The sequence below is a fragment of the Spiroplasma syrphidicola EA-1 genome, assembly GCF_000400955.1.
GTDB lineage: Bacteria > Bacillota_I > Bacilli_A > Mycoplasmatales > Mycoplasmataceae > Spiroplasma > Spiroplasma syrphidicola.
Genome location: NC_021284.1, coordinates 643,798 through 664,197 on the forward strand (window position 1 = coordinate 643,798; position 20,400 = coordinate 664,197).

The 20,400-nt window shown below is 28.6% G+C and carries 22 protein-coding genes; 2 read left to right on the forward strand and 20 right to left on the reverse strand.

All coding sequences use genetic code 4. The features are described from left to right. Nucleotides 1-91: 91 nt before the first annotated feature. The 4 genes from SSYRP_RS03000 to SSYRP_RS03015 form a co-directional block, all read right to left on the reverse strand. A complete protein-coding gene (locus SSYRP_RS03000) occupies nt 92-1,081 on the reverse strand; it encodes a spiralin repeat-containing protein (protein WP_016340835.1) in 990 nt (329 codons plus the stop codon). 107 nt (nt 1,082-1,188) lie between these two features. Then, entirely contained in the window at nt 1,189-3,057 is a 1,869-nt protein-coding gene (locus SSYRP_RS03005) for a lipoprotein (protein ID WP_016340836.1), read from the reverse strand. 238 nt (nt 3,058-3,295) lie between these two features. After that, a complete protein-coding gene (locus SSYRP_RS03010; protein ID WP_016340837.1) occupies nt 3,296-5,137 on the reverse strand; it encodes a lipoprotein in 1,842 nt (613 codons plus the stop codon). 206 nt (nt 5,138-5,343) lie between these two features. Further along, on the reverse strand, nt 5,344-5,895 hold the full coding sequence (locus SSYRP_RS03015) for a DJ-1 family glyoxalase III (RefSeq protein WP_016340838.1): 552 nt from the start codon (nt 5,893-5,895) through the stop codon (nt 5,344-5,346). Between the two features lie 79 nt (nt 5,896-5,974). Between SSYRP_RS03015 and SSYRP_RS03020 the strand changes: the two genes are divergently transcribed. After that, the gene (locus SSYRP_RS03020) at nt 5,975-6,388 is read left to right on the forward strand and encodes a hypothetical protein (RefSeq protein ID WP_016340839.1); all 414 of its coding nucleotides are present in this window, start codon (nt 5,975-5,977) and stop codon (nt 6,386-6,388) included. 25 nt (nt 6,389-6,413) lie between these two features. Continuing rightward, entirely contained in the window at nt 6,414-6,866 is a 453-nt protein-coding gene (locus tag SSYRP_RS03025; protein WP_016340840.1) for a hypothetical protein, read from the forward strand. Between the two features lie 55 nt (nt 6,867-6,921). Here the strand turns inward: SSYRP_RS03025 and hpf are convergent, their stop codons facing one another. From hpf to SSYRP_RS03105, 16 genes are all read right to left on the reverse strand, one after another. Further along, nucleotides 6,922-7,299 (reverse strand): ribosome hibernation-promoting factor, HPF/YfiA family, encoded by a 378-nt coding sequence (gene hpf / locus SSYRP_RS03030; RefSeq protein ID WP_016340841.1) that lies wholly within the window; start codon nt 7,297-7,299, stop codon nt 6,922-6,924. Nucleotides 7,300-7,387: 88 nt separating this feature from the next. Then, entirely contained in the window at nt 7,388-8,134 is a 747-nt protein-coding gene (gene nadE, locus SSYRP_RS03035; protein ID WP_016340842.1) for an NAD(+) synthase, read from the reverse strand. Between the two features lies 1 nt (nt 8,135). After that, nucleotides 8,136-9,437 carry a GTPase ObgE gene (gene obgE / locus SSYRP_RS03040; RefSeq protein ID WP_016340843.1) on the reverse strand — a complete coding sequence of 434 codons (1,302 nt, stop codon included), beginning with the start codon at nt 9,435-9,437 and terminating at the stop codon, nt 8,136-8,138. Nucleotides 9,438-9,455: 18 nt separating this feature from the next. After that, complete coding sequence (locus SSYRP_RS05355) at nt 9,456-10,079, reverse strand: DnaJ domain-containing protein (protein ID WP_016340844.1); 624 nt, start codon at nt 10,077-10,079, stop codon at nt 9,456-9,458. A 111-nt stretch (nt 10,080-10,190) separates the two neighbouring features. Then, a complete protein-coding gene (miaA, locus tag SSYRP_RS03050) occupies nt 10,191-11,129 on the reverse strand; it encodes a tRNA (adenosine(37)-N6)-dimethylallyltransferase MiaA (RefSeq protein WP_016340845.1) in 939 nt (312 codons plus the stop codon). A gap of 252 nt (nt 11,130-11,381) precedes the next feature. Further along, nucleotides 11,382-12,416, reverse strand: coding sequence for a hypothetical protein (locus SSYRP_RS03055; protein WP_016340846.1), 1,035 nt, complete (start codon nt 12,414-12,416; stop codon nt 11,382-11,384). Nucleotides 12,417-12,890: 474 nt separating this feature from the next. Then, nucleotides 12,891-13,298 (reverse strand): hypothetical protein, encoded by a 408-nt coding sequence (locus SSYRP_RS03060; RefSeq protein ID WP_016340847.1) that lies wholly within the window; start codon nt 13,296-13,298, stop codon nt 12,891-12,893. A 127-nt stretch (nt 13,299-13,425) separates the two neighbouring features. Beyond that, entirely contained in the window at nt 13,426-14,316 is an 891-nt protein-coding gene (locus SSYRP_RS03065; RefSeq protein ID WP_016340848.1) for a TMEM164 family acyltransferase, read from the reverse strand. A 127-nt stretch (nt 14,317-14,443) separates the two neighbouring features. After that, nucleotides 14,444-14,725 carry a DapH/DapD/GlmU-related protein gene (locus SSYRP_RS05360; RefSeq protein WP_144060303.1) on the reverse strand — a complete coding sequence of 94 codons (282 nt, stop codon included), beginning with the start codon at nt 14,723-14,725 and terminating at the stop codon, nt 14,444-14,446. A gap of 128 nt (nt 14,726-14,853) precedes the next feature. Next, nucleotides 14,854-15,000 (reverse strand): hypothetical protein, encoded by a 147-nt coding sequence (locus SSYRP_RS03075; RefSeq protein WP_016340850.1) that lies wholly within the window; start codon nt 14,998-15,000, stop codon nt 14,854-14,856. A 164-nt stretch (nt 15,001-15,164) separates the two neighbouring features. Beyond that, nucleotides 15,165-15,428, reverse strand: a complete 264-nt coding sequence (gene rpsO, locus SSYRP_RS03080) for a 30S ribosomal protein S15 (RefSeq protein ID WP_408020056.1) — start codon at nt 15,426-15,428, stop codon at nt 15,165-15,167. A 101-nt stretch (nt 15,429-15,529) separates the two neighbouring features. Further along, the gene (locus tag SSYRP_RS03085; protein ID WP_016340852.1) at nt 15,530-16,414 is read right to left on the reverse strand and encodes a riboflavin kinase; all 885 of its coding nucleotides are present in this window, start codon (nt 16,412-16,414) and stop codon (nt 15,530-15,532) included. A 2-nt stretch (nt 16,415-16,416) separates the two neighbouring features. Beyond that, the gene (truB, locus tag SSYRP_RS03090) at nt 16,417-17,337 is read right to left on the reverse strand and encodes a tRNA pseudouridine(55) synthase TruB (RefSeq protein WP_016340853.1); all 921 of its coding nucleotides are present in this window, start codon (nt 17,335-17,337) and stop codon (nt 16,417-16,419) included. A 532-nt stretch (nt 17,338-17,869) separates the two neighbouring features. Beyond that, on the reverse strand, nt 17,870-18,640 hold the full coding sequence (locus SSYRP_RS03095) for a type III pantothenate kinase (RefSeq protein ID WP_016340854.1): 771 nt from the start codon (nt 18,638-18,640) through the stop codon (nt 17,870-17,872). 15 nt (nt 18,641-18,655) lie between these two features. Then, complete coding sequence (gene coaBC, locus SSYRP_RS03100; protein ID WP_016340855.1) at nt 18,656-19,807, reverse strand: bifunctional phosphopantothenoylcysteine decarboxylase/phosphopantothenate--cysteine ligase CoaBC; 1,152 nt, start codon at nt 19,805-19,807, stop codon at nt 18,656-18,658. A 90-nt stretch (nt 19,808-19,897) separates the two neighbouring features. Beyond that, entirely contained in the window at nt 19,898-20,362 is a 465-nt protein-coding gene (locus tag SSYRP_RS03105; protein WP_016340856.1) for a hypothetical protein, read from the reverse strand. Nucleotides 20,363-20,400: the final 38 nt, after the last annotated feature.

Genomic DNA, 20,400 nt, shown 5'->3' on the forward strand with positions numbered 1-20,400 from the left:
CTTGCTTATCATTAACTTTACTATTATCTTCATTATAAACTACCTTATCTTAATTTAGCAAATTATTCTGTTTTTTCTTTTTTAAGGGTGATTATTTTAAAGTGATTGTAAATTGAAAATAATTAGCCAAAATTAAACTAGTTGGCGTGGCGGAAACTGTCATAATCACTTTTACCCCGGCAGTTTGAAGAGCACTATCAGCTTGATCATTTGTGATAGAAAAATCTTCGATTGCAACAGAGATATCAAATTTTGCTTTAATTGCTTTTATTATCGTTGCTATTATTTCTTGATTGTCATTTAAACTATCATATGTGGCCATTAAATCAGTTGGAAATTCGAATGGTTTAATTTCAACTAAACTAAGATCTTTTTTAGCACTTAACGTATCAATAAAAGTAAAATCACCTTGAATTAAATAACTATTAGCTTGGGCATGAACAGTAAAAGTGACAACTGTATCAGCAGTTTGAAAATCCGGTTTATCTTGATAATCATTTGTTAAATAAAAATCTTTTTGGGAAGTAACAAGATTTAAAGTTTTATTAATACTATTAGTAACAGCTGTTAAAATAGTTTGATTTTGATTTAATTCTTGATAATTAGCCCCCTCTTGCGCAATTGTTTGTAAATCTGGCACGTGAACATTTTTAATATCTTGTTTGTTAACCGTTGTTACCATAATATCAATTGCATATTCTGTATTCAAAGCATACCCAGCGTTAATTAAATTTTGCTGATCATTTTGAATAGCTGAATCAAATTTGTTTAAGAAAATTTTAATTGTGGCTATTTGTCCAACAGTAACTTTTACTTCATCATTATTGCTTATTTCGCTACCATTATATCAAATCGCATAATTAGCAATTTTAGTTGCGCTTTTATCATCAGTTAAATTGTAACGAACTTGCATATAAGTATGTAAGTTCGCAAAAATTTCAGCCCCTGTTTGGCTATCTTTAATTTGGAAAGTATCTAACAAATTTTTTTGGTAATTAGCAATGGCTCCACACCCTAAAACAGGAGTTGTTGTCATAATTACTGATGATATGACAGTCATCATTGTTAAAAGTTTCTTCATTATTATTTTTCCCTTCTTTTTCTTCAAACATATATTAATTATTATACTATTAACTAAAACATTGTAAATTAAAAAAATACTTATAAATAAGTATTTTTTTAATTTTTTTAAACTGTTTTATCTGATAATAACATCTCAAATGTTAAATCATTGTTTGTTGTAAATGTCGCATTTGGGTCATGTTTTGACGTTAATTTAAACTGTAAATTAGTAAATTGAAGTTTCATATCTTTTGCCTGCAGAATTTGGTCTAAGTTTGGGTCTTCAGTATTTTTAAAGACATCTTGAAATTCTTCTCATTGATCACTTTGATTTTTAAACATCACTTTTAAGCGACCTTGCAGTAATTCCACATTTAATTGTCCTAGCTGATTAGCATTTAATCCCAATGATGGTAAAACCGTATTTCATAACGGTCCCATAAAATTTTTTAAAGTAACCTCTGGTAGATTATTTTTAACATCAGCTAGAATTCCTTTTATATTATCTTTATTAAGAATATTTTGATTAAGTAAATCAACACCTCCTTTAGAAATAGTACTAAATTCATTTAAAATACTCATAATTAATTTTGTTGGTCTTAATTCTAAGCCTTTTACTAAAGGAAGATCTTTACCAAACAAAAAACCTTGAATAATTGGTAAGACGGCCCCAATGTTTAGCTTAAGGTTAAATGCTAAGTCTGGCTTATAACCAAGTATGGCTAAACCAATTAAGCTATCCAAATTCGTTTTAACATTTTTAAAAAATAACTCATCTTCTCCCCAAGCATTTTTAATTCCATTTTGAACATCGCTATTAACAGGAGATAATAAAAATTGTATTAATTCTAAAATAACGTTGTTACTTTTAAAATCATTACTAATAAATCATTGTAACAAAGCAATTATGCTTGGGGCCATATTTGTTAACAAATCCCCAACTGTTCCTTCAATAATAACAAAAGGGTTGGAAGTACTAGGTTTTCCTTCACCTATTGTTTTATTAAGTGATATGTCCAAAATTGAAACTTTAGCTATGGTCATTATATTCTTATCAAGTTCAGCCAAAAAGCTAGCTCAATTTTGATCAAATTTATCAGTTCCAATGCTACTTAAATCGACTAAATTAATGCTATGTCCCATCATTGTATTAATCATACCAACAAAATCATATAGGGTTGCCAATGATAATTTAATGGGTAATCCTGGAATTTGTAAATCAAAACCATTATTTGTACTGTGCCCTTTCCCCATTAATTCCATTACAAAATCTGCAACAGTATTAATTGGTTCTGTTACTCAATTAATTTCACCACTAAAAACAGTTATACCTTTTGAGGTTTTAACATCAATTGTTGTTGTACCATAATTAATGATGCTATCATCACTTTTTTTGGTAGTTGCTCCTTTTACACTAGGTCTTGCGCTAATTTTTGAGACAGTAAAATTAAAACTACTTTTAAATTGAGTTTTCAAGGCTTTGGTCATTATTGCTGAATCAATTTTGTCGGGTGTAAATTGCCCAGGAACAACAAAGCCATTATTGTCAGCTGTAAAACTAGTTAACTTTTCTAAATTTGTTTTAACAGTACCAAGTTCATTTGTTAATCAAAAAATCTTGTCATTTCAAAATTCTTTTCCTTGATATTTAAGACTAAGATTAGCAGTACCGTTATTAACTGTTGCCATAGCAGCTTTAGTATTGCCTTGTAAAACTGGTTCTTCATAATCTTTTTCTAACACTTTAACTTCATAATTAGAAGATAAATGCAATTGTTGAATAATATCTTTTACTAAACGATTTTGTTGATTACCATCATCACGACTTAAAATAAACGGATTTTTTTCATCTTGATATAATTTTAAAAAATCCTTCACTTTTTCTGGTGATAATTGATCTGATGGTTTCTGCGTATTTGAATGACATGCCACTACAGTAGTTACCCCTGTCATACTAATAGTTAACGCACTTAAAATGGTTAATAATTTTTTCATATTCTTTCATCTCCTTTTGTTTTAAATTTAAAAACCATAAAAATTGAAAAAATATCTCAATACAATAATAATTAAATAGGTCCAAAACGATAAAATCATAATTGTTGCTTTTTGAGATAGGTACATTATAACTTAAAAAATGAAAAAATTTATGTTCTTTTTTAAATAAAAAAAGAACTTTTATCTAATAAATCAGAAATTTGCTCTCTTTTTTATTGTCAAAAAGTTCTTTAAAACGCTATTTTGTTTTATCTGATAATAACATTTCAAATGTTAAATCATTGTTTGTTGTAAATGTTGCATTTGCGTCAACTTTTGAAGTTAATTTAAACTGTAAATTAGTAAATTGCAGTTTCATATCTTTTGCCGCCAGAATTTGTTTTAAGTTTGGTGTATCACCATCTTTAAAGACGTCTTGGAACTCTTCTCATTGATCGTTTTGATTTTTAAACATTACTTTTAAACGTCCTTGTAATAATTCAACATTTAATTGTTCTAACTGATTAGCATCAAATCCTAGTGATGGTAATGCCGCATTTCATAACGGTCCCATTGCATCTTTTAAAGTAAGATTAACTTCTGGAATAAATCCCAAAACCAATTTTGTAACTCCTTTTAAATGAGTTTTATTAATAACACTCTGGTTAATTAGGTCAAATCCATTTGCTGATAAAGTACTAAACTCATTTAAAATACTCATAACTAATGTTGTTGGTTCTAATTTTACTAAAGGCCCAAAAGCAATATCAGCTGTTAATTTAAGTTCTGAACCGAAAAGATTTAATGAAATACTAAATGGTAAATCCTTTTTATATCCTACTAATGCTTGGCCTAATAAACTATCCAAATTAGTATTTGTTTTATTTATCATTGGACTTTTTTCCCCATAAGTTTTAACTAAACCAGCTTTTACTTTTGGATTAACATCACTTAATAAATATTGCAATAATTCCATAACGGCATTATGTGATTTAAAATCATTACTAATAAATCACTGTAATAAAGCCATTAAACTTGGGGCCATATTTGTTAATAATTCCCCAACTGTTCCATTAACTTTTAATGTGCCACTGATATCAATATTAATTGGAATATTAATAATTGAACTTCCAATTAATGATTTTAATAGGCCATCAAAAGTTGTTAAAAAGTTTTGCCATTCATTATCAAAATGATCAGTTCCAATGTTATCCAAATTAACTAGTTTAATCCCATTTCCAATTAATGTGTTAATTAGCCCAGCAAATGTATATAGATTTCCTAATGATACTTCAATTGGTAGCCCTGGAATTGGTAATTTAAAATCAAACCCATTATTTGAGCTATGACCTTTTCCCATTAAATCCATTGCGAACCCAGCGACAGTATTAATTGGTTCTGTTACTCAATTAATTTCACCATTAAAAACAGCAATGTCGTTTGATGTTGTTACTTCAATTAATGTTTTTCCATAATTAATCAATTGTGCATCTTGTGTTTCGCTTGGTGTTGAATTCAAACTAGGAATGTCAGTTATTTTCTGAACATTAAATTTAAAAGTATTTTGGAATTGTTTTTTTAACTGCGCTGTTAAAATTTCAACCGTAATGTCATTTGGGGCTATTGCTCCAGGAACAACAAAACCATTTGTTGATTCAGTAAAAATGTCTAATTTAGTTAACTTAGTTTTAATATTGCTAAGATCATTTGTTAATCAGAAAATTTTGTCATTTCAAAATTCTTTCCCTTGGTATTTTACGCTGACCTTTGCTTCTCCATTCCGAATTGTTGCCACTTCTGTTCTGTTTAATGCTTCAAGATCTGGCAATAAATAACCATTTTCTAAAACACTAACTTCATATTCCGAAGTTAAATGTAATTGTTGAGTAATGTCTTTTACTAAGCGATTTTGTTGATTACCATCATCACGGCTTAAAGTAAAAGGATTTGCTTCATTTTGATATGTTTTTAAAAATGCTTTTACTTTTTCTGGTGATAATTGATCTGATGGTTGTTCAGTGTTAGCACTACAAGCAACAACTGATGTTACTCCTGTCATACTAATTGTTAGGGTACTTAAAATAGTTAATAATTTTTTCATAATTTTTTAGCTCCTTTTGTCATATTTTTTAATATCAATAAACCCATAAAAATTGAAAAAAATATCCCAAAACAATATTAAATTAAGTCCTAAACGATAAAATCATGGTATTGCCTTTTTGAGATAAGATAATTATATCGCAAAAAGAAAAAAAGATTAAATTTATTTTTTGGTAAAAAAAGAAAAAAAGTAATAAAATTACTTTTTTAATCACGAATAACTAATTCATTTTGTAACGCAAAGACTTTTTCTGCTCCCAAAACACGGTCAGCAATGGCTAAAGCAAAGTTCATTGTTGAACCAACTGAAGCGCCAGTAATGATATGACCATCAGTAATTGCTGCCATTTCATCATTGTAGATCGCATTTTCCATTCCTTCTGTGCAACCAGGATAACTTGTTGCTTCACGGTTATCTAGTATTCCTAAATGACCCAAAATTTGGGGCGCTGCACAAACTGCCGCAATTGTTTTTTCATCATGATTAGCTTTTAATAATCATTCTTTAATTTGACTATTTTTAGCAAGATTATCAACCCCTACTTTACCCCCTGGTAAAATAAAACCATCATAATCTTCATATTTAACCTCTGTTACCAACTGGTCAGCTTTAATTACGACCTGATGGGATGAAGTTACTTCTAATTGATCTGTAATACTTACTAGATCAACTTTAATTTGACCACGACGTAAAACATCAGTAGTAATGATTGCTTCTCCCTCTTCAAACCCTGGTGCCAAGAACAAGGCAAATTTCATATTATACACCTCTTTTCACTAGTAATTATATTATATTTTTATATAATTGTTAAGAAGGAATAAAAATTAGGTGATGAAAATGCGACTTTTTCCAAATATCTTTTCAAAATTAAATAAAAAAAGTGCTAAGAACCCTCATTATGCGTTAAAAGATACAAAAATATTAACAATAAACAGTGTTCCCCAAGACTTGTCAATTAAAGTAATTCACAATTTAAAAGACAAAGTAACAAGTCTAATTCAACCAAAAAACATTACAATGAAAGATGGTTACTTATTGCGGAAAGTCCATGCTTTTAATAGTTTTGGAATGTTTTATCATGTTGATGTTATTTTTTGTAACAAAAACTTTCAAGTTATCAAACAAATTGAAAATTTTGGTCCCCAAAAAATTAGTCACTATTTTAAAGATAGTTATTTTATTTATTGCTTAGCTCCTGGGATGATTAAATTTTTAAATATCAAAGAAAACGATATTTTAAGAATTATTTAGTTTTGGATAAAAAAGAGTTATAATAATGTTAAATAATGAGAAAGGAAAAGAAGAGATGGCAAAAAGTAAAAACGGTTGAACATTTACCATTAATATTACTTTTCAAAAAATAATGATTTGAATTGCAGGATTATGACTATTTATTATGGCAATTCTAAATTCATTCGGAGTTATTGGAGCAAATATTGAATTATATGGTAAAGATAGTGGGTCAATTATTTTAATATCATCATTTTTATATTTATTTGTAACAACATTTGTTCGTCACAAATGATCAAAATTAGTTGTGGGAATCGTATTCTTAACATTTGCTGTAATTGGAATCATTGGCGCTTTAATTACATCTGTTAATCAAATTTCAACATGATTAATCTTTGTGGCAGAATTAGTAACAATTATTGGCGCTTTAATTTGATTATTAGAAGGTTTAGGCGTAATTAAAATTCGCACAAAAAATGCTGCAACACCAAGTGCATAAAAAATAAAAACTTTATTTAAATTAAATAAAGTTTTTTTCTGCCATAATTTACTCTTTACTCTTGTTCATCCAAATCAACATCACTATACTCATCTTCCTCAATTACCTTAGCAAAAGAAGTTCTTTTTGTATGATTTGTTATGATTTTATCTTTGATTTTTTTTAACTGTTCTTCTAATTTTTTTAACACCAAATCAACGGCTTTATAAAAATCCTTGTTTTTACTTGTTGCGGTTAAAAAATTATTTTTCCCCGCCAAATCAATTGACACTTTAATATCGTTTTCTCCAATTTTTGTATATTCGAGGTCAACATGTACTAGTTTATTATTTTTCATAATTTCATATTTTTGAATTTTATCTAATGTTGTTCTAACATGATTATCCATCGCTTCAGTAACTCTAATATTTTTACTACGAATAATATATTGCATACCTATTCCTCTTTTCTATAGTTTAATTATAAACCTAAAATAACCAGGATGATAATGATATTATCGTCATTTTTAAAATAATATTTAATTATTTATGATAATTTGGTAAATTACGAAACGGTTTTAAGGGTGATTTCGCTAAATTACGCTTATGTTCAGAGATCTTATGCAAATAATCAATCCGTGTTTTAATACTTTCTGCAACTGGTTCACCAAGTAAAAAAGCATCTAACTGTTGATATGAAAAACCCATTTCCGCTTCATCGGTTTGGTTTTCTCATAATCCGGCTGTTGGTAATCGGTCAATAATTACATCATTAACTCCTAAGAGTTTGGCTAAAGCGCGAACATCTTGTTTTAATAAATGGACTAATGGAACTAAATCAACTCCCCCATCACCATATTTTGTGAAATAACCAACATGCCATTCATCAGCATTATCTGTTCCTAACACTAAATAACGATTGGCCTGAGCCAAACTATATAACGTTGTCATTCGCAAACGCGGTTTAATATTAGCCGCTGCTAATTGATGCTGATTTAAAGGTAAATTTTTTAATAAGGTTTGATAAGTTTCGCTAAGATCAATTGTTAAAGTATTTAAGGAATGTTTTTCAACCAACTGTTGAGCAAATTGTTCATCAACTGGATCAGACTGGCAGGGCATAATTACCGTTAAATAATTATCTGGGAAAGCTTTTTTTGCTAACAATGCTACGACAGCTGAATCAATTCCACCCGATAAACCAACAATCACTCCAGCACATTGGGCAGCAGTAACTTCGGCTTTAATTCAAGATACTAAATATTCTTCATATTGTTCAATTGTTGTCATCTTATCCATTCCATTCTAATTCATATTCAAAGATTTTGACCAAATCACCATCTTTGATGCCTTTTTCTCTTAGCATATCAAACACTTTTAAACTTTGTAATTTTTTATTAAAGACTAGTAAATTATCATAAGTACTAATTGGATTTTTTTGATATGCTTTATGAACATCTTCTCCCGTTACTTCTCATAAACCATTTCCTAAATTAATAACTTTGACATCAATTCCGGCTTCTTCAAATTCATAAACTTTATAATCCGCTGGATTTTCTTCGCCTTGATTAATTTCTCATAATGCTTGACTATCACTAACGGTTGCTAATTTATCACCAATTTTTAACAGCAGTTCATCTAGATGCTGGGAAAACAATCCACTAATTTCAATGATTTCAGCAGTTGGTAACTTTTCTTTAAAATCAGTTAAATTAAGGGCTGATAAATCAATATCCATTTTGTTTGCCACAATAATTTCAGGGCGATGAGCTAAATTAATATTGTAGCGTTCTAATTCCGAACGAATATTTAAATAGTTTTGATAAACATCTTCTGTCCCATAATTTCCCGACATATCAAGGACATGGACAATTATTTTACAACGCTCAATATGACGTAAAAATGCAAAACCTAAGCCCTTCCCTTCAGCAGCCCCAGGAATTAAACCTGGTAAATCAGAAACAACAAATGTTCGCCCTTTACTATCTTGAGCAACACCTAATTGGGGAGTTAAAGTTGTAAAAGGGTAATCAGCAATTTGAGGTTTTGCTTTTGAAATCTTTGATAATAATGTTGATTTTCCAGCGTTTGGTAATCCAACTAACCCAACATCAGCTAGGACTTTTAATTCACAACGAATTTCTAATTCTTGTCCTAATTCACCAGCTTCAAAAATTGTTGGCGCCTTATTTTTACTACTCGCAAAACGAGCATTGCCACGACCACCTTTACCACCTTTTGCAATAATAACTTCTTGATTATGTTGAACAATATCACAAATTATTTCGTCATTATCATTATTATATATTAATGTTCCCAATGGGACGTGAATATATTTATCGGGAGCATTACGGCCATGCATATTTTTAATATCCCCTTTATTACCATCTTCGGCTTTAATTTCACGTTGATATTTTAAATCTAATAGCGTATTCATCCCCTCATCGCCAACAAAAATAATGTCACCACCATGACCACCATCTCCTCCTGATGGGCCACCTTTTGGGACATACAATTCACGATGAAAAGCCACTGCGCCGTTTCCACCATCACCAGCTTTTAATTTAATCTTTGCTACATCGATAAATTTCACGAGTAATTCACCATTCCTTTAACCTTTATTTCTTTTTAAAATTAATTTTAATTTAATATCCCCTTTTGGTCCCCCATTATAACCATCACTTCCTTGTTCTTTTAACACAATAGTTTGTTTGGTTTCTTTAAAATTTGTTACATTAAATTGCACTGTTTTTTCAACTTCAAATCTTGCTAAACCTTGGCAATTATCACAAAGATATTTTTTCTTATTAAAAATAACATACCCTTTACCACTACAACTTGTACAATTTTCTTCAATAAACAAATTGAATGAAATTACTGAATTAAATAATAGACTTGTCAATTTTGCTTTTACTTTTCCCGTTAATAAAGGTCCTTTTTTAACTTTTTTAGGGATTTTTTTAAGTAAATATCCACTATTAAAAATCTGACCTTCACTAGCATAATCAACTTGATACTCTTCAACAAAATTTAACTGATCATATTGAGATCTTTTATTATCATCTGATAAAATTTCATATGCTTCTGAAATTTCCCGAAATTTAAGTTCGGCATTTTTTTCAGTTGAAATATCAGGATGGTACTTTTTTGCTAGTTGACGAAAGGCATCTTTAATCTCATCTTTAGTTGCTGTTTGAGCAACATTTAAAATTTTGTAATAATCCTTTTCGTACATATTGACTCCTTATTTTGTAAAATTTAGGTAAACTATGATTAATTATATCTTAATTTTAATAACTTTTTTATCTAAACCCAAAAATTATTAAAATATCTTTTATTGAAGTGATTATTTTTGACTCAAATAATTACTTTCCTTTAAATCCGTAATTATTTTTTGACAAACTGTTTCAAAATTAGCATAGGAAAATTGATATCAATTAACATCACTTAATTGATGTTTAAATCATGTAATTTGTTTTTTAGCATAAATTTTATTGGCCTTGACCATTGCCATAATTGCTTCTTGCTCGCTAATTTCCCCTTTTAAAAAACTAACAATTTCTCGACATCCAATAATATGCATACTTTGATATGCTAAAGACTGATGACATTGTTGATAAGCTTCGGCAACTTCAGCAAATAATCCCCGTGCTGTCAAAGCTAATACCCGTTCGGCAATCCGATGATGTAATTCATCTTTATCGGGTAACAGTCCGATAATATAAGGTTTAATATATCAAGTATTTTGATCACGATCATTGGTTGATTTTGGAATTTGATTTTGCTCATAATATTCTAAAGCGCGCAGAATTCGTTTGCGGTTATTATAATGGATTTTTTCACTTTCGGCTTTATCAACAACTGCTAGTTTTTCTCACAATTCTTGATTAGAATAATCATCATATTTTGCCAAATTAGCGAAGTTACGACCTTGCGAAGAAAACTGATAATTTTTTAAAAGAGCATTAATATATAAACCACTGCCCCCAACAACAATTGGCAATTTATGATCAGCCACGATTTCATTAATTGTTGCTCGTCCGGCTTTTTGAAAATCACTAATTGAATAACTAGCTGTTAAATCCAAAAAGGAAAGAAAATGATGTTTAATTCCTTGCTGTTCCTCAAGCGTAATTTTATTAGTTGCAATATCTAAACCATTAAACATTTGCGTAGCATCGGCATTTAGACACTCTCCATTAAAGGTTTGGGCTAATTTAATTGACAAATCAGTCTTGCCACTAGCGGTTGGGCCAATAATTAAAACTACTTTAATTTCCTTCATTTTCATTAAACTCCTTTAATATAACTATAACTTTTTTTAAAAAAATTACTAGACAATTGAAAAAGACTAAGTAAAACTTAGTCTTTTATTTTATCTTTAAAATAACCCTGAACCGCTTTAAGTGCTTGGGTGTAGAGTTATTGATTTATATAGCGGTTAATAACCCCAAACACACCTTAACGTTATAACAAACGTAGAAAACTGTCCTTACGGACAGTTATATTTTAACATATTTTTTGTTAATTGCTTATATTAGAAAAATAATTCTTTTGGTAAAACAATTTTACCAATAATATAATTATGTAAATTTCCATAAGAATCAGCAATTACTAATTTAACGCCTAATTCTTCATCTAATGGTAAGATTGGTAAATTTTCAAAAACATTATCATTACTACTAATAACGGGTTTACCTTGAACAAAATGCTTTGTTCATTTTTTTGGATCTCATGTTGTAAATGTAATTGAAACATTTGTAATACTTTCATCAACATTTGTTCCCTTATCTCGCCCTCATAAACTTAGCAAATTAGTATAATATTCAAAATCAACGTTATTAATAAAGTTATTAATAATTGTAAAGTAGGAAATTCCTTGGTCATACTCTCCATCTGGTGAATAGTTACTATCTAACGGATTTAATGACCAATCACGAGGACTATCTTTTTTATATCAATCCTGATATTCATAACGTAATTTATCAACAAACAGTCATTTTGGCTGATTTGCTTCAGTACTATTGCTATTATAATTTGGGAAATAATAATAAGCTAAATCGTTTAAATCTTGAACTAAAGTATTTTTTTCTTGATCGGTTCAACCTGGCTTATCTTTGTCTTTTCCACCTGGATTATATTTTTCAACCACCGTTTTTCATGGTGAATTAACGATATCTTTTGTTGTTAGTAAGTGTTGCCCCATATATTTGAAACTATCTTTTGGCAAGGTAGGTTTTTGAGTACTATGACGTAATGTTGGTCCAGTTATTTCCGGAATATTTTTTTTATCATTATTTTTAATTTTTGTTACTAAAAGATCTTTTTCTGGAACATAATTTGGCTTTAATCAAACATTTAAATCATAGTTAAATAACGTTGAGATTTTAGGTTCTTGCCCTTCCTGCCCTGGTTCAGAATTTAAAACAATACTATCAAGGGCTTTTTTTGCCTGATTTGAGATAGAATTATTTATAATATATGGATATTCATTAATATTACAACTAACAACAAGACTAGTTGTTGCATTAAAAACTGAAATTGTCGTAAACATCGTCAATAATTTTTTCATTACTTTGCCTACACTTCCTTTTCCGTTAATTTTGAACGTGGTATTATTATACTAAGTTCGAATTCATTTTGCAAGAATTGCATTTTTTTTATCTTCTTTTCCTAAAATTATCCGAAAAAAAGGATTAAAAAAGCCATCAAAATAAGGTTTTTTATCATTTATTTAAATTAATCGTTATTTTTTGTAAAAATAACTATTTTTTTACGAAATTGGGGGCAAAACAATTACAATATTATTTGTTTTACCTTTAATAACTGAACTTGTCGCACTGGCACTAATAATAATTGAAATAAATCCATATTTACTATTTGTTAAACTAATAGGATTATATTATGAGCAATTTCAATTAAAAATTTCGTAACTATAATTATTATTTTTCCTAATTGGTTTTAATATTTGAACAGCCGATATTCTTTGATTAATTGGTCCTATTTTAAACAATTAAGGACAAATAAAAAATGGTTATACTAACCATTAATATTTATTTCAAATTGGTGAAACTTCATGTACTTTCATACCAGATCCTTTTATGATTTTATTAGTTTTAACATTAGTCGGTTTTTGAAATTCCCTTTTATTTTCACTTTGTACTTTTCCCTCAACAGCAGCTTTTCAATCATTTAAAGTACCACGACGCGCTTTAGAATTTTTTCAATGCATTGCTAGACAGTTGTTAACTTCTAATTTACCACCCTTATCTAGTGGTACTAATAAATCAATTACTCAACCGAATTCACTTTCTTGATTTAACTCTCCAATTTTGATAAAAGCACCAGCAATATCACGACGGAACAATAAATTATTTCTTCCCCCACCTTGCTGGGTATTGTCTCAAATCATTCTAATCTCTGGTTCTGATAATTTTTTACTAAAATTTGTCATAAAATATGTCCTCTCTGATTAATTATATTAATTATACCTTATTTTTTCTCATTTTTAAACCCCTTGTGAATGATATTTTAGAAAAGGATATGACTGTAAAAAAAATTAAAAAATAAAAAGTAAAGTTTTATTCCTTTACTTTTTTACTATTTTTTACTGCTGATACGTTATCTTTTTTCGCTTTAATTTTATTAATTAAAACATAAACCCAAGAATCATGTAATTTTGTTTGGCCATTGTCTTGATAGAATGGTTTTAAACCTCGTAATAATCAGTATGATAAGGTCATTCCCCCTAATCCCATCACAAAAATCGTAAACATCGTATTAACAAAACTACCAAAATCAGTTCCTAACCATGGGCGAAAATCAACTGGCCCAGGGGTAATTTCTTTGCCCATGTAGATAAAACTAGTACCAAATGATGTATTAACAATATACATTAATAAAGCATAGATTAGTAAACTAAAAGCTGATAATTTAATTCATTTTCGATCAAATTGACGTTTTCCATATAAGTAACTATAAAAATAGATATAAAAACTTAAGAAATGAGCAACAAAGAATTCTCAAAAACGAATTGAAGTAATTGGATTAGTTTGTACTTGTCCTTCGGGAATAAAAATACTTAGCCATGAAGCAAAAATTGGAAAGAAAATAGTTAAACTAAAAAACTTATTATTCTTTCAAAATACTGTAACAATTGAAAAGATTTGTGTTAACGCACAAAAGTCAAACGGCAAAATTCCAGTTCAATTAATGCCAGCTTCTTGATATGCTTTTAAGTTAATTGCTTGCATAACTCTTAGGTAAATCATAAAGAGAATTTGAACACCAACTAACGAATATAAAAAATAATTTGTTTTTGATAAATATGCATACCCCTTTGGGAAAGCATATAATGAAAAAGTAATTCCTAAACACATTATTAATGGAATAATGTGTTGTCAGCTATACAATTCCCACAATATTGGAGCATCGGGGGAATTAAATTCAAATGGATTAAATGTTAATAACATAGTTTCTATTCCTTTTTAATATCTTTTACTTATAAATATTCTAACTTTTAAATTATATCTGATTTTTATAAAATTTAAAATTTTTTTAATGTTCTAAAAAATATTATAATAATTAGATCAAATATAATTAAATTTCTTTAATAACTTTTGCTGGAATCCCAGCAGCAATAACATTTTTTGGAATGTTTTTAGTAACAACACTGCCTGCTCCAATAATTGAATTCTCACCAATTACAACCCCTGGTGTCACTGTTACATTTGCACCAAGTCAAACATTATTTTCAATAATAATTTCTTTTGAAATTGTTCCTTTTCGAAGAGTTTTATCAACAGGATGATTAGTTGTCATAATATTGCAATTAGGTCCTATTAAAACATTATCACCAATAACTATTCCACCCCGCCCCAAAAAAGAACAACCAAAATTAATAAAACTATTTTTACCTATCTCAAAATTCTTCGCGTAATCAAAATAAATTGGCGTTAAAAAAGAAAATCCTTCCGGTAAAGGTTTATTAATTATTTTTGAAAATAGTTTTAACTTTTTTTAGTCCTATTAGATTTATAATTTAAAATTTTTAATTGTTTTTGTGTATTATCAATCGCTTTAATTATTTTTGTAATTTCAATATCCGTTGGTAAAATTAATTCACCATTTTTATCTCGTATAAAAATATTACTCATTTCAAAATCTCCTTATTCAATTAAACTTAACAATTTCATATTTTTTTACATTATAATATAAAAATGTTTCTTCTAACTAATTATATTAGATAATAATCGAAAAGATTTTTATTTAATATAATTCTAATTAAAAGAAACATTTGAATGAATTACTATCCTTGTTACTATTTACGAAGTCCTAATTCTTCAATAATTGCTTTGTAACGAGCAAAGTCTTTTTTTGTTAAATATGCTAATAAATGTTTACGTTGTGAAACTTTTTTTAACAAACTACGACGTGAAACAATATCTTTACGGTGTCTTTGTAAATGAGCAGTTAAATTTGCAATATCTTCTGTTAATAAGGCGATTTGCACTTCTGCTGATCCAGTATCATTTTTACCACGCGCATGCTTAGCAACTAATTCTTCTTTTTTTGCTTTTGAAATCATTGTATTTTTCCCTTCTAATTGGTGGTTTATTATGTTAAAACAAAGTAAATAAAAGAAGGTAACTTTAAAAACAATGTAATAACAACCTAAATAACATTTTATGCTTTATTATGAAAAAAATCAATAGTATTTTTTAAATCTTTTTCCAGGGTTATTTTCAAATCAGCTAAACTATTTACACTAATATTATCGCGCAAATAATCTTCAAATATGATTGTTAACTCCCGACCATACAAATCACCATCAAAATTTAACAAATATGTTTCAACACGTTCTTGACCATTCTTATTTCAATAACAAGTCATTCCCTGATATTGTTGCTTTTGATAAATAACAGTTGAAACATAAACACCATAGGGAATTAATAACTTATTTTTAAGATAGAGATTAGCAGTCGGAAAATTAATTAATCGGCCTTGCTGTTCCCCTTTTTCAACAATCCCAATAATTTGGTATTTCTGAAAAAGCATTTTATTGGCAGCAATAATTTGATGTTCTTCTAATAATTTGCGAATTGTTGACGAAGAATAATTAAAATCCCGTGAAACAATAGTGACATTATCTTTGCCAAAAAAAGAAATTAACTTATCAACATTTCCCAAACGGTCTTTACCAAAACAAAAATCTGATCCAACAACAACCTTTGTAACGTTAAAACGTTCTTTTAAAATAGTAAGAAAATCAAATCATGATAATGCTAAAAACTCTTCACTTACCAAAACACTTAAATAGTAATCAAAGCCAAGTTGAGCAATAATTTCTTCTTTTGCTTTATTTGAAATTATTGCTGTTTGGTTGTTATTAAAAAAATCGGTTACTCGTTTTGAAAGGGTAAAAAAAAGACTCTTATTATTTGTTACGGCTTTAATTGCCCCAACTTGTTCTAATAATTTTAAATGACCCGGATGGATGCCATCAAAAAATCCTAAACATGCTACTTTTTCTTCAGTTAAATTAGGTTCTGTTCAATTTAAAATTTTCATTATTAGTACTTGTCCCCTTCACTGGTTGGCGTAGGGCCTTGTTCATTTGATCATAATCCTCGTTGGCAAGCATATACATGTTTACCAATATGTTTATAAATTGCTAAGACATTTTTATGCTTATCAATAATAAAAATATTTGGATCACTATGATTAATAATTACAATAGGTTTTCCTTGACGAATTTCTTCATCATAATGATACATTAATAACGGCTGTTTATTAATAAACAAGGCATCATACATCGAAATAATATCTTTTTGGTCCACATCTTCAACTTTAACAGCATCAGCTAACTTAAAATTTCCTGACTGGACACGAGTTAATTTTTCAACTGTTGCCAATACTCCCATTTTATCGGCAATATCTTCAACTAAACTACGAACATATGTTCCCTTTGAACAAAGGACACTAAATTGAATTGTTTGAGTTGCATGGTTATAATTTTTAAATTTAATTGCTTGAATTGTTACTGTTCGTGGTGTAATTTGTACTTCCTGTTCAGCGCGGGCATATTCATATAATTTTTTACCATTTACTTTTATCGCCGAGTATTTTGGGGGATATTGTTCATAAATAAAACCATTAAAACTTTCAAAAGCTTTTTTAATAACTTTCTTTTTCATTTTAAATGGGGCAATTTCTTCCATTATTTTCCCCGTTATATCCCCAGAATCCGTTTTAATAAACAATTTCATTGTGACATCATAGCCTTTATCTGCTGTTAATAAATAATCACTGATTTTTGTACCATTATTCAATAAAACAACTAATAACCCTGTTGCTAATGGATCAAGGGTCCCCGCATGACCAATTTTATTAACTCCTAGTTTTTTCTTAATAATTTGAATAACTTGGTTACTAGTTTTACCAACTGGCTTATCAATTAATAAAATACCATCATTTAACATTGTTGTGCTCATCCTAGTCCCTCCTTATTCCTTAACTGCCTTTAATTATAACATTTCTTCAAATGGTTTCAGCAATAAAACGATAACATTTATGAATTCTTTTAAACTTATTGCTAATTGAATTCAGTTCGTTTATTATATTAAGTTATGAAAAATAAATACATTCTAATAATTGCAAATTGTTCTAGCCTTTCCTTATGTGCAAAAAATAATTGCGAATAGCAGTATTTTATAAAAATAATTTAAAATTAAAGTTTGTTTTTCATACGCCTAATCAGTCAGAGTTTTAAAGGCTGTTAATTTACTCTGACTGATTTTTTTTACAAAAAAAATAAATAATTTGCAAGTTTAAAAAAAATGTAATATAATTACAAAGTCTTAAGTAAGACAATATGGATAAATCAAATATAGTATTCAGAAGGACAGATTAAGTAATCTTTATTAATCTATAATAAAGAAACGAACTAATAAGTGTATAATACTTAACTGGCCTTTTATACAAAATATCTCAAAATAAAACAGTACTGTAAAGTACTGTTTTATTTTATTTAATAACTTTATTATCAACTAATAACGCCAATAAACCTTTGAAAATTAAGGTTTCATCGCGATGATATGTTGAGAAAAAAGTTTGGAAATATCTACTATTGCCACCAGTTAAAATAACAGTTAAATCAGGGATTTGCTGTTGAATTTGTTCAACTAAACTTTTAACAGCATACCCATGACCATTAACAAGACCTAAATTAATAGCTTCTTTAGTATTTTGACCAATATACTTATCTTTTTCTAAAGTATATTCAAACTCCTGTAATAATTGCGCATTATTAAATAAGGCAATTGCCGATGTCTCTAAGCCAGGCATAATGATCGTCCCAATTAGTTGTTTTTGCTTTACTAAAGTAATTGTTGTTGCTGTTCCCATATTAACAATAATACAATTGTCTTTTTGATAATTTTGGACAGCTGCATAAGCCCCAACTAAAATATCTGCCCCAACATTGCGCGGATTTGGCACCGCTAAAAAATTTTCTGGAACAGTTAAATTTACTTTAACTTGATAAAAAGATCATTGCATATCTTGTGCTAACTGGCGGAATAAGTTATCTCACATTGGCCGAACTGATGATAAGCATAATAAATGAAAATCTTTTAGGCTTTTACCAATTGCTAAAATTGCCATTTCTAATTTATCAAATAAGTATTTTTCCGTTAAAATATTTTGACTAGGAATAATTAAAAACGGGATAAGTTTTTTATTATCACTAAGGGCAAACTTAATTGCCGTATTACCAATATCAACTAATAATTCCATTGTAAATCCTCATTTCTAGCATTGGCTAATAATCTTTTGCACAATTTGTCCGGCGATTATTAATTTTGAAGCTTTACTAATTTTTTCAACCTCAGTTTTTGTTAAAAAGATAATTTCATTGTCGTTTTGTTGCATACTCTTTGTTTGATTAATAATTAATAAATCAAGATTTTTATCAATTAATTTCTGCCGAGCATAATCTAAATCAAAATCATTTTGAGCACTAAAACCTACTAAAAATTGATGGGTTTTTTTGGCCCCTAAATGAGCCAGAACATCAATATTACTATCTAATGTTAATTTTAAAGAGGGATTCTGGCGTTTGGCAATTTTCCCTTTAAAAGGTTCCTTAATTTGATAATCATTTAATGCCGCACAACAAATAACAATATCTTTTTGATCAAAGTTTTTAACCATTTGCGCTAACATTTCCTGATTAGTATTAACTTTAAGATGATCATAATATACTGGAAAATCTGTATCCCCAACAATCGTTGTTAAAGCGCAACGACTTCAAGTCAATACTTGGTGTAAGGCGTCACCCATTAAACCAGAAGAATTATTTGTTAAATAGCGAATATCATCAAGATATGTTTTTGTCCGACCAAAGTTTAGTAATACCTTTTTCGCTTTTAAATTGTTTTGATAAGTTAAATATTTAATAATTGTTTGATAGACATCTTCGGATTCTCATGCTCGGCCGATCCCAATCGTTTTACAAGCTAGTAGACCCTCTTTAGGTGGGAAAACCCCAACACCATCAGCAATTAACTGTTTAAGATTACGTTGGTTGGCTGGTGACTGATACATAATATTATTCATTGCCGGAAACACCATTTTATAACAATCACTAGCGCTATAAACTAGGCTAGCTAAATTATCAGTAATTCCAGCCGTAATTTTAGCAATAAAATCATGACTAGCTGGATAGCAAACTAATAAATCAGCTTGGGCAGCTAAATCGATATGGACTGATTTACTGTTCTTATCATAGTATTTTTCAGTAAATAACTCGCTAAAAGCATCAGAGGGTATTGATGGTAAAAAATATTTGACATCTGGTGTTAACACTAATTTAACATCATGGATAACTTTTAATTGTTGATATAAAGCTAAACCTTTTGGGGCGGCAATACTACTTGTTAGAATTAAAACTATTTTAGCCATCAATGTTAACTCCTTAACCTATTTCTTATCTAAAACTAATAATATCCTATTTCAATAAAATAAAAAATATATTTTTACCAAATATATTTTTTACCCATTCGAACGCAACATTTTCTTTGCATCTGTTCGAACATAATTTAATTGTTCTGTTCAAGCCATTCATTCTAAATAACGATAGTAGAATGTTCGAACATAATTTAATCTTGACCCATAATTTTCTAACGTAATAATTTTTACTTCTTTTAAAAATTTTAAATACATGTAATGTAAATCTGCTTCTTTTTTATAAACATTATAGTGTAAATCGGCAAACTCTTTAACAATTCCAATAATTGTTCGTTCTAATCCTGAAGTTTTCTCTTGAATTAATTCCGCAATCATTTTATCTTTTGTTGCTAAATCATTATTAACATTTTTATTCAAATAATAAACTTTAACTTTTAAACTAAAAACTGGATTAACATTTGAAGTAATATGTTCATTTTCAGTAATTAACGTTAATTCTTTTATTACTGAATTATAGAACTGACTACCATTATAATCTTTTACTTCCACTTTCTCACCTCATAATTTTTTTCTTGTTGTAATATTAT